This window comes from Streptomyces sp. NPDC052064 (genome assembly GCF_055585925.1).
The window spans coordinates 166,009-184,749 of the sequence record NZ_JBVJJE010000005.1; the positions used below are offsets into that span (position 1 = coordinate 166,009).

Consider the following 18,741-nt stretch of genomic DNA (forward strand, 5'->3'; position numbering starts at 1 on the left):
GAGCCGTCGGATCCGGATGTTCGGTGTGCCGGGAGGCCGGCGGCACGCTTCGCAGCGTGGTGACCCGTCACCCGTCGGCGCTCTGGGGCGACGCGGGCGGATCACACAGGCGCCAGGAGGAAGATTTTCTCGATGACCCGGCCCGATGACCCGCGCACCGCGGCGGCCCGAATGTTCGCCGAGGCCGGCGCGTTCGGCGAGCTTCTGGCCGGGATCGACTGGGCGGCGACGCCGCTCGGGCCCCCCGAGTTCTGGCCGGGGCCCCTGGTGGACACCCTGCGCCTCATGCTCACCTCCGAGCAGGGGATGGCGCTGTACTGGGGCGCTGAATTCACCACGCTGTACAACCGGGGCGCCGCACCCATTCCCGGCGCCAAACACCCCTGGGCGCTCGGCAAGCCCTATAAGGAGGTGTTCCCCGAGGTCTGGGCCCACCCCGTGAGCTCCCACTTCCACTACGTGACCGACAGCCGCAAGCCCCTGCTGATCCCGGATGAGCCGCTCATCATGGAGCGCCACGGTTTTTTGGAGCAGTGCTACTTCGACTCCGCCTTTCAGCCCGTGCTGCTGGACGACGGCACCGCCGGCGGCGTGCTGCAGATCCTCACCGAGACCACAGGCCGGGTGCTGGGCGAGCGCCGGCTGCGGCTGCTGAGCGAGACCGGCGCGCGCACCGCCGGGCTGCCCACCCCGGGCGAGGTCGCCCGCGTGGTCGCCGAGGTGGCGGGCGGCTACCCGGAGGAGATCCCGTTCCTGGGCCTGTACCTGGCCGCCGAGCCGGGGATGCTGCGGCCGGCGCCCGGGACCGACTTGCTGAGCGAGGCCGGCGGGCCGGATGTGGCGGCCTGGCTGGCGCGGGTGGCCGCCGACGGGGCCGCGGCCACGCTGCCGGCCGCGGCGTTCGGCAGCGGCAGCACGGCCGGGCAGCACGCCGCGGCTTCCCGGCTTCCGGTCGAGGAGGTGCTGGCCCTGCCACTGAACTGCGCGGGCCGAGTGGAGGGCGTGCTGGTGGTGGGCGTCAACCCCTGCTTCCCGCCGGCCGGGGCCTACCGGGACTTCCTGGAGGTGCTCGCCTCCGCCGTGGCCGGGGCGCTGTCGGCCGCGCTCGCCCACGACGAGCAGCGCCGACGGGCGGAGGCGCTGGTGGAGCTCGACCGGGCCAAGACCGCGTTCTTCGCCAACGTCAGCCATGAGTTCCGCACCCCGCTCACGCTGCTGCTGGGTCCGCTCCAGCAAGCCCTCGCCGACGAGGACCGGCCCCAGCGGCGCGAGCAGCTGGAGCTGGCCGAGCGGGGCGCCCTGCGGCTGCTGAAACAGGTCAACACCCTCCTGGACGTGGCCAGGGCCGAGGCCGGGCAGGTGCGGGGGATCTTCGAGCCGGTCGACCTGGCCGGTGCCACGGCCGAGCTGGCCGGGGTGTTCCGCTCCGCCTTCGAGGTGGCCGGGTTGAAGCTGGAGGTGGACTGCCCGCCGCTGCCCAAGCCGGTCTCCCTGGACCTGGAAATGTGGGAGAAGATCATCCTCAACCTGCTGAGCAACGCCCTGAAGTTCACCTTCACCGGCGGCGCCCGGGTGCGGGTGGCCGCGGCCGGCGACCGGGCCCGGCTGACCGTGACCGACACCGGCACCGGCATCCCCGAAGATGAGCTGCCGCGCCTGTTCGAGCGGTTCCACCAGGTCCGCGGCGCCCGCTCCCGCTCCCACGAGGGCAGCGGCCTCGGCTTGGTGCTGGTGAAAGACCTGGTGGAAGCGCACAGCGGCACCGTCACCGTGGACAGCCGGCTCGGCCAGGGCACCACCGTCACCGTGGACCTCCCCTTCACCTCCGCTTACCGGCCCCGCCGAGACCAGCCCGTCCCCAGCGCGGCGCCCCCCGGGGAAAGCGGAGGCGGCGGGCCCGGCCGCGCCGGGGCCTATGTCAACGAAGCGCTGGGCTGGCTGGAGGCCGACACCGTCCCCGCCGCGGCCACCCCCGCGGCACGCACCCCGCACGCCACCGCGACCCACGATGTCCCCCACGGCCCCGGCCCGCACGCAACCGGCCGGGCCCGCCTGCTCGTCGTCGACGACAACGCCGACATGCGCGCCTACCTCACCCGGCTGCTGCAGCCCGACTACGACCTCCTGCTCGCCGCCGACGGCCGGGCCGCCCTGGAGATGGCCCTGGCGCAGCCGGTGGAGCTGGTGCTCAGCGACGTGATGATGCCCCGCATGGACGGCTTCGAGCTGGTCCGGGCGCTGCGCGCGGACCCGCGCACCGCCCGCCTGCCCATCGTCCTGCTCACCGCCCGCGCCGGCGAGGAGGAATCCGTGCAGGGCCGGCACGCCGGCGCCGACGACTACCTGGCCAAGCCCTTCTCCGCGCGCCAGCTGCTGGCGCGGGTCCGCACCGGGTTGGAACAGTCCCGGCTGCGCGAACAGGTCCTGACCGAGACCCGCAACCAGCTGGCCATGCTGGCCTCCCTCGCCGACGCGGGCCTGCGGCTGTCCGCCACCCTCGAGCCCGGCCAGGTGCTGCAGAACGCCGGGGAGGTGCTGGTGCCCGACCTGGCCGACCAGATCAGCATCCACCTCACCGACACCGACCCCGCCGCGGCACTCGCCCCGGCGCAGTCGCCCCCGGCATACACCGCTGGTGCCCCCCTTCTTGCCCGCGAGGTACTCGCCACCGCAGCCGCCCACGCGATGCGCGGCACGCCTGCCCCCCAAGACCCGGCGCCCGCCACCGTGCTGGCCCTGCCGCTGCACTCCCACGACCAGGTCCTGGGGGCCCTCGTCCTCGCCCGGCACACCGGCGGCTACTCCGCGGTCGAACGCAAATATCTGGAAAACCTCGCCCACCGCCTGGCCCTGGCCTACGACAACGCCACCCGCTACCACACCGAGCGCCGCCTCGCCCTGACCCTGCAGCGCGCCCTGCTGCCCCACCGCCTGCCCCAGGTCCCCGGGATACGGCTGGCCACCCACTACCGGGCCAGCAACCGCGGCGCCGAGATCGGCGGCGACTGGTACGACGTGCTCGCCCTGCCCGACGGCACCATCGGCCTGGCCATCGGCGACGTCATGGGCCACGACGTGGACGCCGCCACCGTGATGGGCCAACTCCGCTCCGCCCTGCACATCCTCGCACTGGAGGGCGCCGGGCCGGCCCAGGTGCTGGCCAGGCTCGACGTCTACCTGCAGTCGCTCGCCACCGACCGCTTCGCCACCTGCCTGTACGCGGTCTACGACCCCCACCGCCACCGCCTGCGCTACGCCGCCAGCGGCCACCTGCCGCCCTTGCTGGTGGCGGGCGGGCGAACCGCCTACCTGGAGGTGGACCCCACCCCGCCGCTGGGACTGGGCAGCACCCCGGTCGACCGCGAGGTGGCGTTCCCGCCCGGCACCAGCCTGCTGCTGTACACCGACGGCCTGGTAGAGAACCGGGCGCTGTCCCTCGACGCCGGCCTGGCTGCCCTGCACGAGGCCTGCGCCACGCTGCCCACTGCCGCCCGCACCGACCCCCAGCGGATCACCGAACGGGCCCTGGCCCTGCTGAACACCCCCGGCCGGGTCGACGACGACACCGCCCTGCTCGCCGCCACCGCCGAACCATCGCGTCACCCCGCCTGATCGCGCCGGCTGACGGAAGCGCCGTACAACCGACCGCTACTGCTCGTAGTCATTGCCACAGAAACCTGGTGCGGTTCTTCCTTGGTTTGACCGACCTGTTCACCTGACGAGTTCAGCTGGTGAATTCGCCGTACGGTCGCCGGGCGGCCGTCAGCGCGCCTGCGCGGCCGGTTCCTCCGCCGCCGCGGTCGTGGTCGCCCGGCCGCCCGGGTGGCGCAGGGCGCACAGGAACCCGATGCCCAGAGCGATGGCCATGCCGTAGAACACCCACTGGTTGGCCTCGGCGAAGTCCATGCGGACGGCGCTCATGGCGTCCCGTGTCGCCTCGGCGGCGGGGCCGGTGCCGGCGGGCGGACGGGAGTCGCCGTTGCCCGTGACCGACTCGGTGATGTCGCGGGCCACGGCGTCCGCGTCGCCAGCGGGCATGCCGCGCGATCGAAGGGTCGTCACGACGTTGTCGGTCGTGACGTGTGTCAGGACGGTGCCGTAGACGGCCAGGCCCACGCTCGCCGCGAAGTTGCGCACGGTCTGGGTGATGCCGGTGACCTCGCCGTACGAGGCGCCGATGGCCCGGTTGACGGCGTCCGTCGAGGCGGGCGCGAGGACGAAGCCGATACCCGCCCCGGCGAGGGCCGCGTAGGGCCACTGGTCGTGCATGGACAGGTCGGTGAGCTTGTTCGCCCACAGGGCGAAGCCGAGGCAGCCCACCGCGGTGCCCAGCTTCAGGGCCGGGCGGGCGCCCTGCTTGTCGAGGATCCGGCCGCCCCACTGCGAGGCGATCGCGAAGCCCGCGAAGAAGTACAGCAGGAACAGGGCCGCCTGGTTCGGCGAGGCGCTCAGGGACACCTGGGCGTAGACCGAGGCGAAGAAGAACAGCGGCACGAAGGCGAGCATCGCGAAGAACAGCACCGCCGCGTCCACGGTGAACGCCTTGTCCCGGAAGACCCGCAGGTCGATCAGCGGATGCCGCACCTGGCGTTCGAAGCGGACGAACCCGAAGAGCACCGCGAGGCCGCCCGCGATGCACACCCAGGTAGCCCAGCTGTCCCAGCCCCAGGACCAGGCCTGCTGGAAGCCGAGCACGCTCAGGCCCATGCCGGCCGCGATCAGGGCGGCGCCACGGACGTCCAGGGTGCCGGACCGCCGCCGGTCGGAGAGGTGCGCCAGAGCCGTGAGGACCAGCGCCACGATCGCCACGGGCACGTTGACCCAGAAGACGGCTCGCCAGGTCCAGCCGGTGAGCCAGCCGCCCAGCAGCGGGCCGAGGGCGGTCAGGGCGCCGGAGACGCCGAAGAACAGGGCGAGGGCGCGTCCGCGTCGCTCGACCGGGAACACCGCCACCACCACGGCGAGTGCCGCGGGGAAGAGCAGGGCCGCGCCGAGACCCTGGGTGGCGCGGAACACGATCAGCCAGGTCTGCGCGGCGCCGCCCGCCGGCACGCAGCCGCACAGCACCGACGACACGACGAACACCAGCGTGCCGATCACGACGATCCGGCGAGGCCCGTAGAGGTCGGCGAGACGCCCGCCGAGAGCGAAGAACGCCGCGAGGGACAGCAGGTAGGCGTTCACCACCCACTGCATGCCGGACGACGACAGATCCAGTTCGCGGACGATGTCCGGTGCCGCGATGGACACGATGGTCTGGTCGATGAAGGTCATGGCGACGGCGAACATCATCGCCGCCAGCGCCACAGTCTGCTGCGGCACCGTTCGGGAGGGGGACGCGGGCCCGCCGCGCCCCGGGCGCGTGCTGCTCACGCACTCAGTCTGCGCCCGGCCGTGACATGACGCATCAGAAGAGTCCTCGCGCCCCAGGAGACTCTTCCCGCCTCGGGTGGCACACCGATACCCCCGAACGCGCCCCACGGCAACCCCTCGGCGCTGTGAGGACGGCCTCCTCGGCCATGTGACCACGGCCCGCCGCCGATGCCGCGTCGAAGGTGCAGGATGCGGGCACCAAGGAGGACAGGCACCCGAACGACGGAGAGGCAGACGATGGTCCCAGCGGAACCGGAACCCCAGCGGATCGGCATACCCGCCGAGTCCACTGCGGGCGAGACCAGGGTGGCGGCGACGCCGGCCACCGTGGGGAGACTTGCCGCACTCGGATACGAAGTGGTGGTCGAACCGGGGGCGGGAGCATCGTCCCGCTTCTCCGACGCGGCGTACGAGGAGGCGGGAGCCAGGCTCGGCGACCCGTGGCAGGCGGAGATCGTGCTCAAGGTGAACGGCCCCTCCAGCGAGGAGATCGGCCGGCTGCGGGACGGGGCGACGCTGATCGCACTCGTCGGCCCCGCGCTGCACCCGGAGCTGGTCGACGAGCTGGCGCGGCGGCCGATCACCGTCCTCGCGATGGACGCCGTGCCGCGTATCTCGCGCGCCCAGTCCCTGGACGTGCTCAGCTCGATGGCCAACATCGCCGGATACCGGGCCGTCGTCGAGGCCGCGCACGCCTTCGGCCGTTTCTTCACCGGCCAGGTGACCGCCGCCGGCAAGGTGCCGCCCGCCAAGGTGCTGGTGGCCGGTGCAGGGGTGGCCGGACTCGCCGCGATCGGCGCCGCCCGCAGCCTCGGTGCCGTGGTCCGCGCCACCGATCCCCGGCCCGAGGTCGCCGAGCAGGTGCGCTCGCTGGGCGGGGAGTTCCTGACGGTGGGCGTCGAGCAGGAGGTCAGCACCGACGGCTACGCGCGGGCCACCTCCGAGGACTACGACAGGCTCGCCGCGCAGCTGTACGCCGAGCAGGCCGCCGACGTCGACATCGTCATCACCACCGCCCTCATCCCGGGCCGCCCGGCGCCGAGGCTGATCACCGCCGAGGACGTCGCGCGGATGAAGCCCGGCAGCGTGATCGTCGACATGGCGGCGGGCCAGGGCGGCAACGTCGAGGGCACGGTCGCCGGGAAGGCGGTCGTCACCGACAACGACGTGACGATCATCGGTTACACCGACCTGCCCGGCAGGCTCCCGGCCCAGGCCTCGCAGCTCTACGGCACCAACGTCGTCAACCTGATGAAGCTGCTCACCCCCGGCAAGGACGGCCGGCTGGTCCTGGACTTCGACGACGTGGTGCAGCGGTCGATGACCGTGGTCCGCGACGGCGAGAAGACCTGGCCGCCGCCCCCCGTCCAGGTGTCCGCCGCTCCCGCACCCGCCCCGGCCGGCGGCACGGAACCGGCCGCGCCCTCCGCGGCACCGGCGAAGCCCGCCCGCCCCGCGTGGTCCTCGTACGCCCTCGTCGGCGCCGGAGCGCTCGCGCTGTTCCTGGTGACGGCCTTCTCGCCGAGCGAACTCATCGGCCACTTCACGGTGTTCGTGCTGGCGATCGTCATCGGCTTCTACGTCATCGGCAACGTGCACCACGCGCTGCACACCCCGCTGATGTCGGTCACCAACGCCATCTCCGGGATCGTCGTGGTCGGCGCGCTGCTCCAGATCGGGCACGGGAACACCGCCGTCACCGTGCTGTCGTTCGCCGCGATCCTGCTGGCGAGCATCAACATCTTCGGCGGATTCGCCGTCACCCGCCGCATGCTCGGCATGTTCTCGAAGGGCTGATCAGGGATGACCACAGTCACGGCCTCAGAAGCCGCCTACGTCGTCGCCGCGCTGCTGTTCATCCTCAGCCTCGCCGGGCTCTCGCAGCACCGGACCTCCCGTTCGGGAGTCGTCTGGGGCATCGCGGGCATGGTCGTCGCCCTGGCCGCCACAGTCGGTCTCGCGTCGAAGAGCATCACCGCCACCGGTCTCGTGCTGATCGTCGTCGCCACCGCCGTCGGAGGGGGCATCGGACTGTGGCGGGCCCGGGTGGTCGAGATGACCGGCATGCCGGAGCTGATCGCCATCATGCACAGTCTCGTCGGTCTCGCCGCCGCGTTCGTCGGCTGGAACGGCTACCTCGACGTCGACGCCGGCAGCCACGGCGGTGAAGAGCTCACCGGTTCGCTGCTCGGCATCCACCACGCCGAGGTGTTCATCGGGGTGTTCATCGGCGCCGTCACCTTCACGGGCTCCGTCGTCGCGTACCTGAAGCTCTCGGCACGCATCAACTCCCGCCCGCTCACGCTGCCCGGCAAGCACGTCCTCAACGTGGGCGCCCTGGTCGCGTTCGTCGCGCTCACCGTCGCGTTCGTGGCACGCCCCCACATCGGCCTGCTCATCGCGGTCACCGTCATCGCCCTCGCCCTGGGCGCGCACCTGGTCGCCTCCATCGGCGGCGGTGACATGCCGGTGGTCGTCTCCATGCTCAACAGCTACTCCGGCTGGGCCGCTGCCGCCTCGGGCTTCCTGCTCGCCAACAACCTGCTGATCGTCACCGGCGCGCTGGTCGGCTCCTCCGGTGCCTACCTGTCCTACATCATGTGCAAGGCGATGAACCGCTCCTTCATCTCGGTGATCGCGGGCGGCTTCGGGACGCCGGCGGCGGCCTCCGACGACGGCGAACACGGGGAGCACCGGGAGATCGGCGCGGAGGAGACCGCGGAACTCCTGCGCGACGCCTCCTCGGTGATCATCACGCCGGGCTACGGCATGGCGGTCGCCCAGGCCCAGTACCCGGTCGCCGAGCTGGCGCGCAAGCTGCGCGAGCGGGGCGTCGAGGTGCGCTTCGGCATCCACCCGGTCGCCGGCCGGCTGCCCGGGCACATGAACGTGCTGCTCGCCGAGGCGAACGTGCCGTACGACATCGTCCTGGAAATGGACGAGATCAACGACGACTTCGCCGCCACCTCGGTCGTCCTGGTCATCGGCGCCAACGACACCGTCAACCCGGCCGCCACCGACAACCCGGCCAGCCCCATCGCCGGGATGCCGGTGCTGCACGTGTGGGAGGCGGCCAACGTGGTCGTCTTCAAGCGGTCGATGGCCGCCGGGTACGCCGGTGTGCAGAACCCGCTGTTCTTCCGGGAGAACAGCCAGATGCTCTTCGGCGACGCCAAGCAGCGTGTGGAGGACATCCTGCGCAGCCTGGACGCCCTCGACACGCCCGTGCCGGAGATGGCCGGCACCACGCGCTGAAGGGCGACACCTGCTGCTGACCGAGCAACGGCCGCAGATGAGGCACCACCTGTGCTGTTCGAACACGGGAGGTGCCTCATCGGCGCGCCGGGACTCCGCCCGGGTCGGTGCCTCGTCGCGTCAGTCCGCGGTCTGCGCCGGGTCGGCCGTCACCCTGCGCAGCAGCGGCCTGCTGCCGCCGATCGCGGCGAGAATCGCGAGCGCGCCGACGGTCACGCAGACGGCGAGCTGGAGCGCGCCGGCGACGTCGACGGTGGCGCCGGCCGCCTCGTTGAGCTGGTAGCCGCCGAAGACGCCCATGGCGGTCGTGCCCCCGGCCAGGACGAGCAGGGGCAGGACCGTCTCGCGGACCCGTGCCCGGTCCAGCACCTTCAGCGGGGCGCCGGACAGCCGCAGCAGCCCGTAGACGCGGCGCCGGTCCAGGACGCTCGCGGCCGCGGTCAGTCCCGCGGAGGCCGTCGCCACGAGGAAGCTCAGGATCAGCGTGGCGGTGCTGACCGTGGTGATGCGGTCGGTGATGGTGGCGTCGGGGGCGGACACGTAGTCCTGCGAGACCGGGAACCGGCCCTCCCCGAGAGGCGTCAGGGCGGTGGTGGCGGCGTCGATCCGTTCGGTGCCGCCGGAGACCCGGGCGACCACGCCGGATCGGCCGAGCAGCACGCTGCCGTCGAAGTCGTCCTCGCCCACGGTGTTCACGGTCGCCTCGACGCCCGCCCGGTCCAGCAGCGCACGGGCCTCGGTGGCCGTGTGCCGGGCGTCGGCGCCGCCGTCGGTCACGACGGCGACCTGGTCGGGGTGCTGGGTGAAGCCGATGTCCAGCTGGCTGACGGAGAAGAACCCGGCGACGAAGCCCGCGAGGACCAGGCCGCTGACGGTGCGCCAGGCGCCTCGCGGGTCGTCGCTGAGCCTGCGGGCCGCCAGCAGGGTGGCCGGGCGGCGGGCGAAACGGCCCGCGATCCGGCCCAGCCGGTCCACGACCCACGGGCCGAACAGCCAGAACGCCCCGTAGAACAGCACCAGCAGCGCGATCATCTGGCGGTTCGTCATGGTTCCGCCCGCGCTCTGCATGATGTAGACGAGGGCCGCGGCGAACAGCACGAGCCGGATCATGCGCGTGCGCCGTGGGTTGGCCTGCTGGGCCACGCCGAGGGGTGACGTCGCCACCTGGCGCAGCATCGTCACCGCGCTGACCGTGAGGAGGACGGTGACGCCCAGCACCACCGCCGCGAGCCACGGCAGACCGACCCACAACTGGCCGGTGTACCAGGCGCCGACGCCGTAGGGGATCGCGGCGAGGGCGGGCAGCAGCGCCACATAGGCGAGGGCGCCCGTGAGGGCACCGGCGGCGCCCACGGCCGCCGCCTCGGCGGCGGTCATGGCGAGGATCTGCCGCGGGGTGGCCCCGGCCAGCCGCAGCGCGGCGAGCCGCTGTTCGCGCCGGGCAGCCCCGAGCCGTCCGGCCGCGGCGGCCAGCACCACGACGGGCACCACCAGCAGTACCGCGCCGAGGAGCGCCGTCTGCTGGTCGCCGACCGTGAACATGCTCGGCTTGGAGCCGGCGAAGCCGGTGATCCCGGCTCGGGCGGTCTGGCCTTCGTCGTACCAGCCGTCGCCCCCGGCCGCCTTGGAGACCGCGGGGTCGCCGGGCGCGCGTCCGACGACGGCGACCAGTTCGTCGGGGGAGGCGAGCCCCGCGGCGCCGATCGTGCCGTACCGCGCCGGTTCGGGGAGGCGGTCGGCGAGTTGCTTCGCGGGCAGTTCGCGGATCAGCTCGGCCAGGGCGGGGGAGACGTACACCTCGCCCTTCTTCGGGAAGGCGCTCAGGCCGGGCGGCGCGGGTGTGGGTCGGCGGTCCGGGAGCTGGGCGAGACTGACGACGGTGACGGGCTGGTGGCGTACATAGGTCGTGGTCATGGTCTGGACGGCGGTCGCCGACCTGGCGGATGCCGCGTCGGGGACGCGCCAGGTGGTGCGGTCGGCTCGGGCGCCGGAGCCGAGGCAGGCGGCGATCATCACCAGCAGCACGAAGGCGCCGACGGCGGCGGCACCGGCGGCGAGCAACTGGCTCTGGAGGCCGCGGCGGCCGGCGGACCGGGTGAGGTGCCAGGTCAGGGGAAGGACAGGGGAAGGCATCGAGGTCTCCGGTGGCGTGCGCGCGGGGTCAGACGACCGTGTACTGGTTGTGGCTGCTGATCCGGCCGTCACGGACCTGGAGGATCCGGCCGCAGTGGGCGGCGACGTCGGCGTCGTGGGTGACCATGACCAGGGCGGCGCCCTGCTCGCGGGTGACGGAGGTGAGGAGCCGTACGACCTCCTCGCTGGTGTTCTGGTCCAGGGCGCCGGTGGGTTCGTCGGCGAAGACGACGTCCGGTTCGATCACCAGGGCGCGGGCGATGGCGACTCGCTGGGCCTGTCCGCCGGAGAGCTGTCCGGGCCGGCGCTTCTCCAGGCCGTCCAGGCCGAGCGGCGCGAACCAGCGCTGGGCGCGGGTGACGGCCTGCCTGCGCGGGACGCCCTCCAGCATCAGCGGCAGGGCGACGTTCTCCTCGGCGGGCAGTTCCGGCAGCAGCTGGCCGAACTGGAAGACGAACCCGAACCGCTTGCGGCGCAGCGCGCTCAGCCGGTTCTCGCCGAGTTTGTCGATGCGATCGCCGCGCAGCAGCACCTGGCCGCCGTCGGGCCGGATGATCCCGGCCAGGGTGTGCAGGAGGGTGGACTTGCCGGAGCCGGACGGGCCCATGATGGCCAGCGAGTCCCGCTCGCCGACCTCGACGTCCACGCCGTCCAGCGCGGTGGTGGAGCCGTACTTCTTCGTGAGGCCGTGGCCGGCCAGGACGGTGCTCATGACTCGGTGTGCTCCCGGGTACGTGTCAGCGCTCGAACTTCCAGGTCACCCGCGGTGTCGCGGGGTCTCCCTCGACCCTGATCACGCGGACGGGAATCGAGACCCGCTCGCCCCCGGCCCGCGCCGTGCACGTCCCGGTCGCACCGGCCACCGCTTTGAGATGCGCCGGGCAGGACACCTCGCCGATGTCCTTCCCGACCCACGGCAGCGGGTGGTACCAGCCCTCGATACGGGACTGAAGGATCGTCCTCTCCACTGCCGGGTGGCCGTCCACCTTCACGTGGGGCTGCCCGGGGTAGGGGTCGACCGTGGTGTACTGCACGTCCTTGTCGGCCAGGAGGTAGGTGAGGACCCCGCCCACGGCGGCCATGGCGGCTACGCCGCCGACGGCACCGACGAGGAAACCGCGCTGCATCTCGTGCTCCTGGGGGATCGGCACATGACTCGTATCGATGATCGAGGCGATCGAGGTGATCGAGTAGAGGAAGTGATCCCACTCTCACCCGGGTACGCGGGCCCGCGCCTCGGCCATTCGGCCAGAGCACCGGGACCGCCGCCGCACCGGCCCTCGGCCGTTCGGCCGATCATCCGCCTGCGGCCGGGAGTCCCTGGGCACGCAAAAGGGCCGGCCCGGCACTGTGGGTGCCGGGCCGGCCTTCTCTCTGATGCCCCGTCTCACGGGGCACACGAACCGATCAGTCCGTGCCGGAGTCCATCGCGGCGCGGTCCAGCCACGCGTCCTCCTCGGAGACCTCGCCACGGGAGGCGATGGCCTCGGCGCCGCCCTGCGGCAGCTCAGGCATGGTTCCGATCAGCCCGGTCGCGGCTGCCTGGGAGGCGCCGATGGTCGGGCTGCCGGTGCCGATCAGACCGATGCCAGCGTACTGCTCCAGCTTGGCGCGGGAGTCGGCGATGTCCAGGTTGCGCATGGTGAGCTGGCCGATCCGGTCCACCGGGCCGAACGCGGAGTCCTCCGTGCGCTCCATGGACAGCTTGTCGGGGTGGTAGCTGAACGCCGGGCCGGTCGTGTCGAGGATCGAGTAGTCCTCACCGCGCCGCAGCCGCAGCGTCACCTCGCCGGTGACGGCCGCGCCGACCCACCGCTGGAGCGACTCGCGGATCATCAGCGCCTGCGGGTCCAGCCAGCGGCCCTCGTACATCAGCCGGCCGAGCCGCCGTCCCTCGGTGTGGTACTGGGCGAGGGTGTCCTCGTTGTGGATCGCGTTGACCAGACGCTCGTACGCGGCGTGCAGCAGGGCCATGCCCGGGGCCTCGTAGATGCCGCGGCTCTTGGCCTCGATGATCCGGTTCTCGATCTGGTCCGACATGCCCAGGCCGTGCCGGCCGCCGATGGCGTTGGCCTCCATGACCAGGTCGACAGGGGAGGAGAACTCCTTGCCGTTGATCGTCACGGGGCGGCCCTGCTCGAAGCCGATCGTCACGTCCTCGGTGGCGATGTCGACCTCGGGGTCCCAGAACTTCACGCCCATGATCGGCTCGACGGTCTCGACGCCGGTGTCCAGGTGCTCCAGGGTCTTCGCCTCGTGCGTGGCGCCCCAGATGTTGGCGTCCGTGGAGTACGCCTTCTCCGTGCTGTCGCGGTAGGGCAGCCCGTGGGCGAGCAGCCACTCCGACATCTCCTTGCGGCCGCCGAGCTCGGTCACGAAGGCCGCGTCCAGCCAGGGCTTGTAGATCCGCAGGTGCGGGTTGGCGAGCAGGCCGTAGCGGTAGAACCGCTCGATGTCGTTGCCCTTGAAGGTCGAGCCGTCGCCCCAGATCTGGACGTCGTCCTCGAGCATCGCCCGGACCAGCAGCGTGCCCGTGACGGCACGGCCGAGCGGAGTGGTGTTGAAGTACGCCCGCCCGCCCGAGCGGATGTGGAACGCGCCGCAGGTCAGCGCGGCCAGGCCCTCCTCGACCAGCGCGGCACGGCAGTCGACCAGACGCGCGATCTCGGCACCGTAGGTGTTCGCGCGGCCGGGCACCGACGCGATGTCGGGCTCGTCGTACTGGCCGATGTCGGCGGTGTAGGTGCACGGGACGGCGCCCTTGTCGCGCATCCACGCGACCGCGACGGAGGTGTCGAGACCGCCCGAGAAGGCGATGCCGACGCGCTCGCCGGCGGGCAGGGAGGTGAGGACCTTGGACATAGAAAGAGTATGTATCACTTTGCATAGTCATGCAAGCCGGGTATGCGGAATCGCGGAATCCTCGTCCTTGCCGATCCTGCTCAGGAACTCTCCGAGCCGGCCCCTCCGAACGCCCCCAGGATCCGCTCCGCCGCCAGGGTCGGCGTCAGCTCACCCTCCCGGACCCGCTGTTCCAGAACCGGCGCCAGCGCCCGCACCGCCGGGTCGGCGTGCAGGCGGCCGAGGAGTTCGTCGCGGACCATGGTCCAGGTCCAGTCGACCTGCTGGTCACGCCGCTTGGCGGCGAGGCGGCCGGTCGAGTCCAGCAGCGTGCGGTGCTGTTCGAGACGCTCCCACACCGTTTCCAGGCCGCTCGACTCGCGCGCGCTGCAGCTGAGCACGGGCGGGGTCCAGAACGCGTCCTTGCCGTGCATCAGCCGCAGCGCGCCCGCCAGTTCCCGCGCGGCGGCACGGGCGTCACGCTCGTGCGGCCCGTCCGCCTTGTTCACGGCGATCACGTCGGCCAGTTCCAGGACGCCCTTCTTGATGCCCTGGAGCTGGTCGCCCGTGCGGGCGAGGGTGAGCAGCAGGAAGGAGTCGACCATGTTCGCGACCGCGGTCTCGGACTGGCCGACACCGACCGTCTCCACCAGGATCACGTCGTAGCCCGCCGCCTCCATCACCACGATCGACTCACGCGTCGCCTTGGCGACCCCGCCCAGGGTGCCCGCGGTGGGGGAGGGGCGTACGAAGGCCGCCGGGTCCACGGCCAGCCGTTCCATGCGCGTCTTGTCGCCGAGGATCGAGCCGCCGGTACGGCTGGAGGACGGGTCGACGGCGAGCACCGCCACCCGGTGCCCGAGCCGCGTCAGCATCGAGCCGAACGCGTCGATGAACGTCGACTTGCCCACGCCCGGCACCCCGCTGACCCCGATCCGCCGGGCCCGCCCGCTGTGCGGCAGCAGCTCGGTCAGCAACTCCTGGGCCAGGGCCCGGTGCTGAGGGCGGGTCGACTCGACGAGCGTGATGGCCCGGGCGATGATCGCCCGCTTCCCGTCGAGTACGCCCTTCACATACGCGTCGACATCGATCACAGGTCGTGCCCGAGTCCGTCCGACAGTCGCTTCACCAGGTCGTACGCCGCGTCCGGGATCACCGTCCCGGGCGGGAAGACCGCCGCCGCGCCCATCTCCAGCAGCGTCGGCACGTCCTGCGGCGGGATCACCCCGCCGACCACGATCATGATGTCCTCGCGCCCCTCCTCGGCGAGCTGCTCACGCAACGCCGGGACGAGGGTGAGGTGACCGGCCGCCAGCGAGGAGACTCCGACGATGTGCACGTCCGCCTCGACGGCCTGCCGGGCCACCTCGGCCGGGGTCTGGAACAGCGGGCCGACGTCCACGTCGAAACCGAGGTCGGCGAAGGCGGTCGCGATCACCTTCTGACCGCGGTCGTGGCCGTCCTGGCCCATCTTCGCGACCAGGATGCGCGGGCGGCGGCCCTCGGCCTCCTCGAAGTCGGAGACCAGGGCTCGGGTGCGGTCCACGGACGGGGACTCCCCTGCTTCGTTGCGGTATACGCCGGAGATCGTACGGATCTGGCCCGCGTGCCGGCCGTAGGCCTTCTCCAGGGCGTCGGAGATCTCCCCGACGGTCGCCTTCGCGCGGGCCGCGTGCACCGCCAGCTCCAGCAGGTTGCCCTCGCCCGCGGCGGCCCGGGTCAGCGCGTCCAGCGCGTCCCGGCAGGCCGTCTCGTCCCGCTCCGCCCGCAACCGCCGCAGCTTCTCGATCTGCTGGGCGCGCACGGAGGAGTTGTCGACCTTCAGGACATCGATCTGCTCGTCGCTGTCCACCCGGTACTTGTTGACGCCGATGACCGGCTGCCGCCCCGAGTCGATCCGGGCCTGCGTGCGGGCCGCGGCCTCCTCGATGCGCAGCTTGGGGATGCCCGCGTCGATGGCCTTGGCCATGCCGCCCGCGGCCTCGACCTCCTGGATGTGCTGCCAGGCCCGCCGGGCGAGGTCGTACGTCAGCCGCTCGACGTAGGCGCTGCCGCCCCAGGGGTCGATGACGCGGGTCGTGCCGGACTCCTGCTGGAGCAGCAACTGCGTGTTGCGGGCGATGCGCGCCGAGAAGTCGGTGGGCAGGGCCAGCGCCTCGTCCAGGGCGTTGGTGTGCAGCGACTGCGTGTGCCCCTGCGTCGCGGCCATCGCCTCGACGCACGTGCGCGTCACGTTGTTGAACACGTCCTGCGCGGTCAGCGACCAGCCGGAGGTCTGTGAATGGGTGCGCAGCGACAGGGACTTGGCGTTCTTCGGGTCGAACTGCCGCACCAGCTTCGCCCACAGCAGGCGTGCCGCCCGCAGCTTGGCGACCTCCATGAAGAAGTTCATGCCGATCGCCCAGAAGAACGACAGCCGGGGCGCGAACGCGTCCACGTCCAGACCGGCTTCACGGCCCGCCCGGAGGTACTCCACGCCGTCCGCGAGCGTGTACGCCAGCTCCAGGTCCGCCGTCGCGCCCGCCTCCTGGATGTGATAGCCGGAGATGGAGATGGAGTTGTAGCGCGGCATCCGCTGCGAGGTGAAGGCGAAGATGTCGGAGATGATCCGCATCGACGGCTTCGGCGGATAGATGTAGGTGTTGCGGACCATGAACTCCTTGAGGATGTCGTTCTGAATGGTCCCCGCCAGCTTCTCCGGCGGTACGCCCTGCTCCTCCGCGGCGACGATGTACAGCGCCAGCACCGGCAGCACGGCGCCGTTCATCGTCATCGACACGGTCATCTCGTCCAGCGGGATGCCGTCGAACAGCTGCCGCATGTCGTAGATCGAGTCGATGGCCACGCCCGCCATGCCGACGTCACCGGTCACCCGCGGGTGGTCGCTGTCGTAGCCCCGGTGCGTGGGCAGGTCGAAGGCGACCGACAGGCCCTTCTGCCCGGCCGCGAGGTTGCGCCGGTAGAAGGCGTTGGACTCCTCGGCCGTGGAGAAACCGGCGTACTGGCGGATCGTCCAGGGCTGGTTGACGTACATCGTCGGGTACGGGCCCCGCAGATACGGCGCCGTGCCCGGGTACGTGTCCAGGAAGTCCAGGCCCTCCAGGTCACGCCCGGTGTACAGCGGCTTGACCGCGATGCCCTCCGGGGTCTCCCAGAGCAGGTCGTCACCGCCGGAGGCGTTCTTGACCGCCGTACGCCACTCGTCGGGGCCGCCGTCGGAGGCCGGGGTACCCAGCTCGATCCCGGCGAAGTCGGGGATGGAGGGGTCGGAGGGGTCGGAGGGGGCGGTCATCAGGACACTCCCATGCGGTCGAGGGTCGCGGACAGCACGGCCACGGCGTCGCAGCCCGCGAAGACGTACGCGTCGACACCGGGGTACTCCCCGGGCCGCCCGGCGAGGAAAACGTGCGAGGCACCGGCCGACCGCAGTCCGGCGGCCGCCTCCGCCGCCTGCTCCTCGTACAGGGCGTCACTGGAGCACAGCACGGCCTCCGTCGCGCCGCTCTCCTCGAAGGCGCCCTCGGTGACCGGCTCGATGCCGCCCGCCTGGAAGAGGTTCGAGGCGAAGGTGAGGCGCGCCGTGTGGGCGGCGGCCGGGCCGATCGCGGCCAGGAAGATCCGGGGCCGGGAGCCGGTCGCGGCGAGGTGGGCGTCGGAACGGGCGCGCAGCGCCTCGTACGCCTCGTCGCGGCGTACGCGCGGCAGCCCGCCGGAGGGTGCCTCGGGCGCGCTCTCGCGGACCACCGGCTTCTCCGCGAGGTACGGGAACTCGCTGACGCCGGTGATGGGTTCGCGCCGCTTGGCGAGCTTGCCGCTGCGCGCCTGCCAGGTGTCGGCCAGGTCCTGCGCGAGGTCCCCCGACCGCAGGGCCGCCGCCTGGCCGCCGAGCCGCTCGATCCGCTGGAAGAACTCCCAGCCCGCATGGGCGAGTTCGTCGGTGAGCCGCTCCACGTACCAGGAGCCGCCCGCCGGGTCGATCACCCGGGACAGATGCGACTCCTCGATGAGGATCGTGGAGGTGTTACGGGCGATACGGCGTGCGAACGCGTCCGGCAGGCCGAGGGCGTGGTCGAAGGGCAGCACGGTGACCGAGTCGGCCCCGCCCGCCCCGGCGGCCAGCGTGGCGATGGTCGTGCGCAGCATGTTCACCCACGGGTCGCGGCGCGTCATCATCACCGGAGACGTCACGACGTGCTGGAGCTGCGCCCCCGCACGCGGCGCCCCGCAGACCTCGGCCACCCGCGCCCACAGCCGGCGCGCGGCCCGCAGCTTGGCGATCGTCAGGAACTGGTCGGCGGTCGCCGCGTACCGGAACTCCAGCTGCCCACAGGCCTGTTGGACGCTCAGCCCGGCCCCGGTGAGGTGCCGCAGATACGCCACTCCCGTGGCCAGCGAACAGCCCAGCTCCTGGGCCGCCGAGCCGCCGGCCTCGTGGTACGGCAGCGCGTCCACGGTCAGCGCCCGCAGCCCCGGGTACCCCTCGGCACACAGCCGCGCGAGCTCCGCCGCCGGAGCGAAGTCGCCCTCCTGCCCGCTCCGGGCCTCATGGCCCAGCGGGTCCGCGCCCAGATTGCCGCGCGCCGCCTCCCGGGCGACACCGCGCTCCTCGTACAGCCGCAGCAACTCCCGCGCGGTGGGCCCGGGGTCACGCCCCGCGTCGAGGACGACGGGAGCGAGGTCGAGATAGACGCTGTCGAGGACCCGGCCGAGCTCCGGCACCGGAATGCCGCCTTCTCCCACTGCCAGCCACAGGGAGGTGACGCCGTTCTCCAGATCCGCGAGTACCGCGCCGCTGTCGGCCACCGTGTGCCGCTGCCGTACGTCCCAGCCGCCGAGCGTGTTCCCCTCGGCCCGGCCGCCCCGCACGAAGGGTGCGAATCCGGGCAGGCCCGGCTCGGGCGCGGTGTCGTACGCGGTGTAGAGAGGCCGGGTGCGCAGCCCGTCCTCCAGCGCGGTGGACAGGGCTTCCTCGGCCTCGGCGCCCTCCACTTCCTTGCCCGACTTGCGCAGCACACCCGCCACAAGGCGCTGCCACTGCTCATGGGGCACATCAGGGAACTCGCCGGCCAGCTCAAGCCCGTCGTCAGGCAGGACCGTCATGCTCGGATGCTAGGACACGGACACAGAGGAGCAGCAGTG

General features: G+C 72.2%; 11 protein-coding genes. 3 read left to right on the plus strand and 8 right to left on the minus strand.

Features of this window, described 5'->3' with window-relative positions; all coding sequences use genetic code 11:
- Positions 1 to 132 precede the first annotated feature (132 nt).
- Positions 133 to 3,612 carry a SpoIIE family protein phosphatase gene (locus tag ACZ6TU_RS15255; RefSeq protein WP_469548671.1) on the plus strand — a complete coding sequence of 1,160 codons (3,480 nt, stop codon included), beginning with the start codon at positions 133 to 135 and terminating at the stop codon, positions 3,610 to 3,612.
- A 150-nt stretch (positions 3,613 to 3,762) separates the two neighbouring features.
- Here the strand turns inward: ACZ6TU_RS15255 and ACZ6TU_RS15260 are convergent, their stop codons facing one another.
- Positions 3,763 to 5,292: an MFS transporter gene (locus ACZ6TU_RS15260; RefSeq protein WP_469549201.1), complete on the minus strand. Its 1,530-nt coding sequence runs from the start codon at positions 5,290 to 5,292 to the stop codon at positions 3,763 to 3,765.
- 318 nt (positions 5,293 to 5,610) lie between these two features.
- On the opposite strand from ACZ6TU_RS15260, the gene ACZ6TU_RS15265 reads away from it, so the two are divergent.
- Both ACZ6TU_RS15265 and pntB read left to right on the plus strand, forming a co-directional pair.
- Positions 5,611 to 7,170, plus strand: coding sequence for a Re/Si-specific NAD(P)(+) transhydrogenase subunit alpha (locus ACZ6TU_RS15265; RefSeq protein WP_467669732.1), 1,560 nt, complete (start codon positions 5,611 to 5,613; stop codon positions 7,168 to 7,170).
- 6 nt (positions 7,171 to 7,176) lie between these two features.
- Positions 7,177 to 8,628: a Re/Si-specific NAD(P)(+) transhydrogenase subunit beta gene (pntB, locus tag ACZ6TU_RS15270; protein ID WP_467669734.1), complete on the plus strand. Its 1,452-nt coding sequence runs from the start codon at positions 7,177 to 7,179 to the stop codon at positions 8,626 to 8,628.
- A gap of 120 nt (positions 8,629 to 8,748) precedes the next feature.
- On the opposite strand, the gene ACZ6TU_RS15275 is transcribed toward pntB, so the two are convergent.
- From ACZ6TU_RS15275 to ACZ6TU_RS15305, 7 genes are all read right to left on the minus strand, one after another.
- Entirely contained in the window at positions 8,749 to 10,761 is a 2,013-nt protein-coding gene (locus ACZ6TU_RS15275; protein ID WP_469548674.1) for an FtsX-like permease family protein, read from the minus strand.
- A 28-nt stretch (positions 10,762 to 10,789) separates the two neighbouring features.
- Positions 10,790 to 11,473 (minus strand): ABC transporter ATP-binding protein, encoded by a 684-nt coding sequence (locus tag ACZ6TU_RS15280; protein WP_467669738.1) that lies wholly within the window; start codon positions 11,471 to 11,473, stop codon positions 10,790 to 10,792.
- A gap of 25 nt (positions 11,474 to 11,498) precedes the next feature.
- Positions 11,499 to 11,912, minus strand: coding sequence for a DUF4333 domain-containing protein (locus ACZ6TU_RS15285; RefSeq protein WP_467669740.1), 414 nt, complete (start codon positions 11,910 to 11,912; stop codon positions 11,499 to 11,501).
- A gap of 256 nt (positions 11,913 to 12,168) precedes the next feature.
- A complete protein-coding gene (gene argG, locus ACZ6TU_RS15290) occupies positions 12,169 to 13,623 on the minus strand; it encodes an argininosuccinate synthase (RefSeq protein ID WP_467669742.1) in 1,455 nt (484 codons plus the stop codon).
- Between the two features lie 80 nt (positions 13,624 to 13,703).
- A complete protein-coding gene (gene meaB, locus ACZ6TU_RS15295; protein WP_469548678.1) occupies positions 13,704 to 14,696 on the minus strand; it encodes a methylmalonyl Co-A mutase-associated GTPase MeaB in 993 nt (330 codons plus the stop codon).
- Positions 14,693 to 16,894, minus strand: coding sequence for a methylmalonyl-CoA mutase (gene scpA, locus ACZ6TU_RS15300; RefSeq protein ID WP_467669746.1), 2,202 nt, complete (start codon positions 16,892 to 16,894; stop codon positions 14,693 to 14,695). The genes meaB and scpA overlap by 4 nt, the downstream gene beginning before the upstream one ends.
- The gene (locus tag ACZ6TU_RS15305; protein WP_467669748.1) at positions 16,894 to 18,702 is read right to left on the minus strand and encodes a methylmalonyl-CoA mutase family protein; all 1,809 of its coding nucleotides are present in this window, start codon (positions 18,700 to 18,702) and stop codon (positions 16,894 to 16,896) included. Before ACZ6TU_RS15305 ends, scpA begins: the two co-directional genes overlap by 1 nt.
- Positions 18,703 to 18,741: the final 39 nt, after the last annotated feature.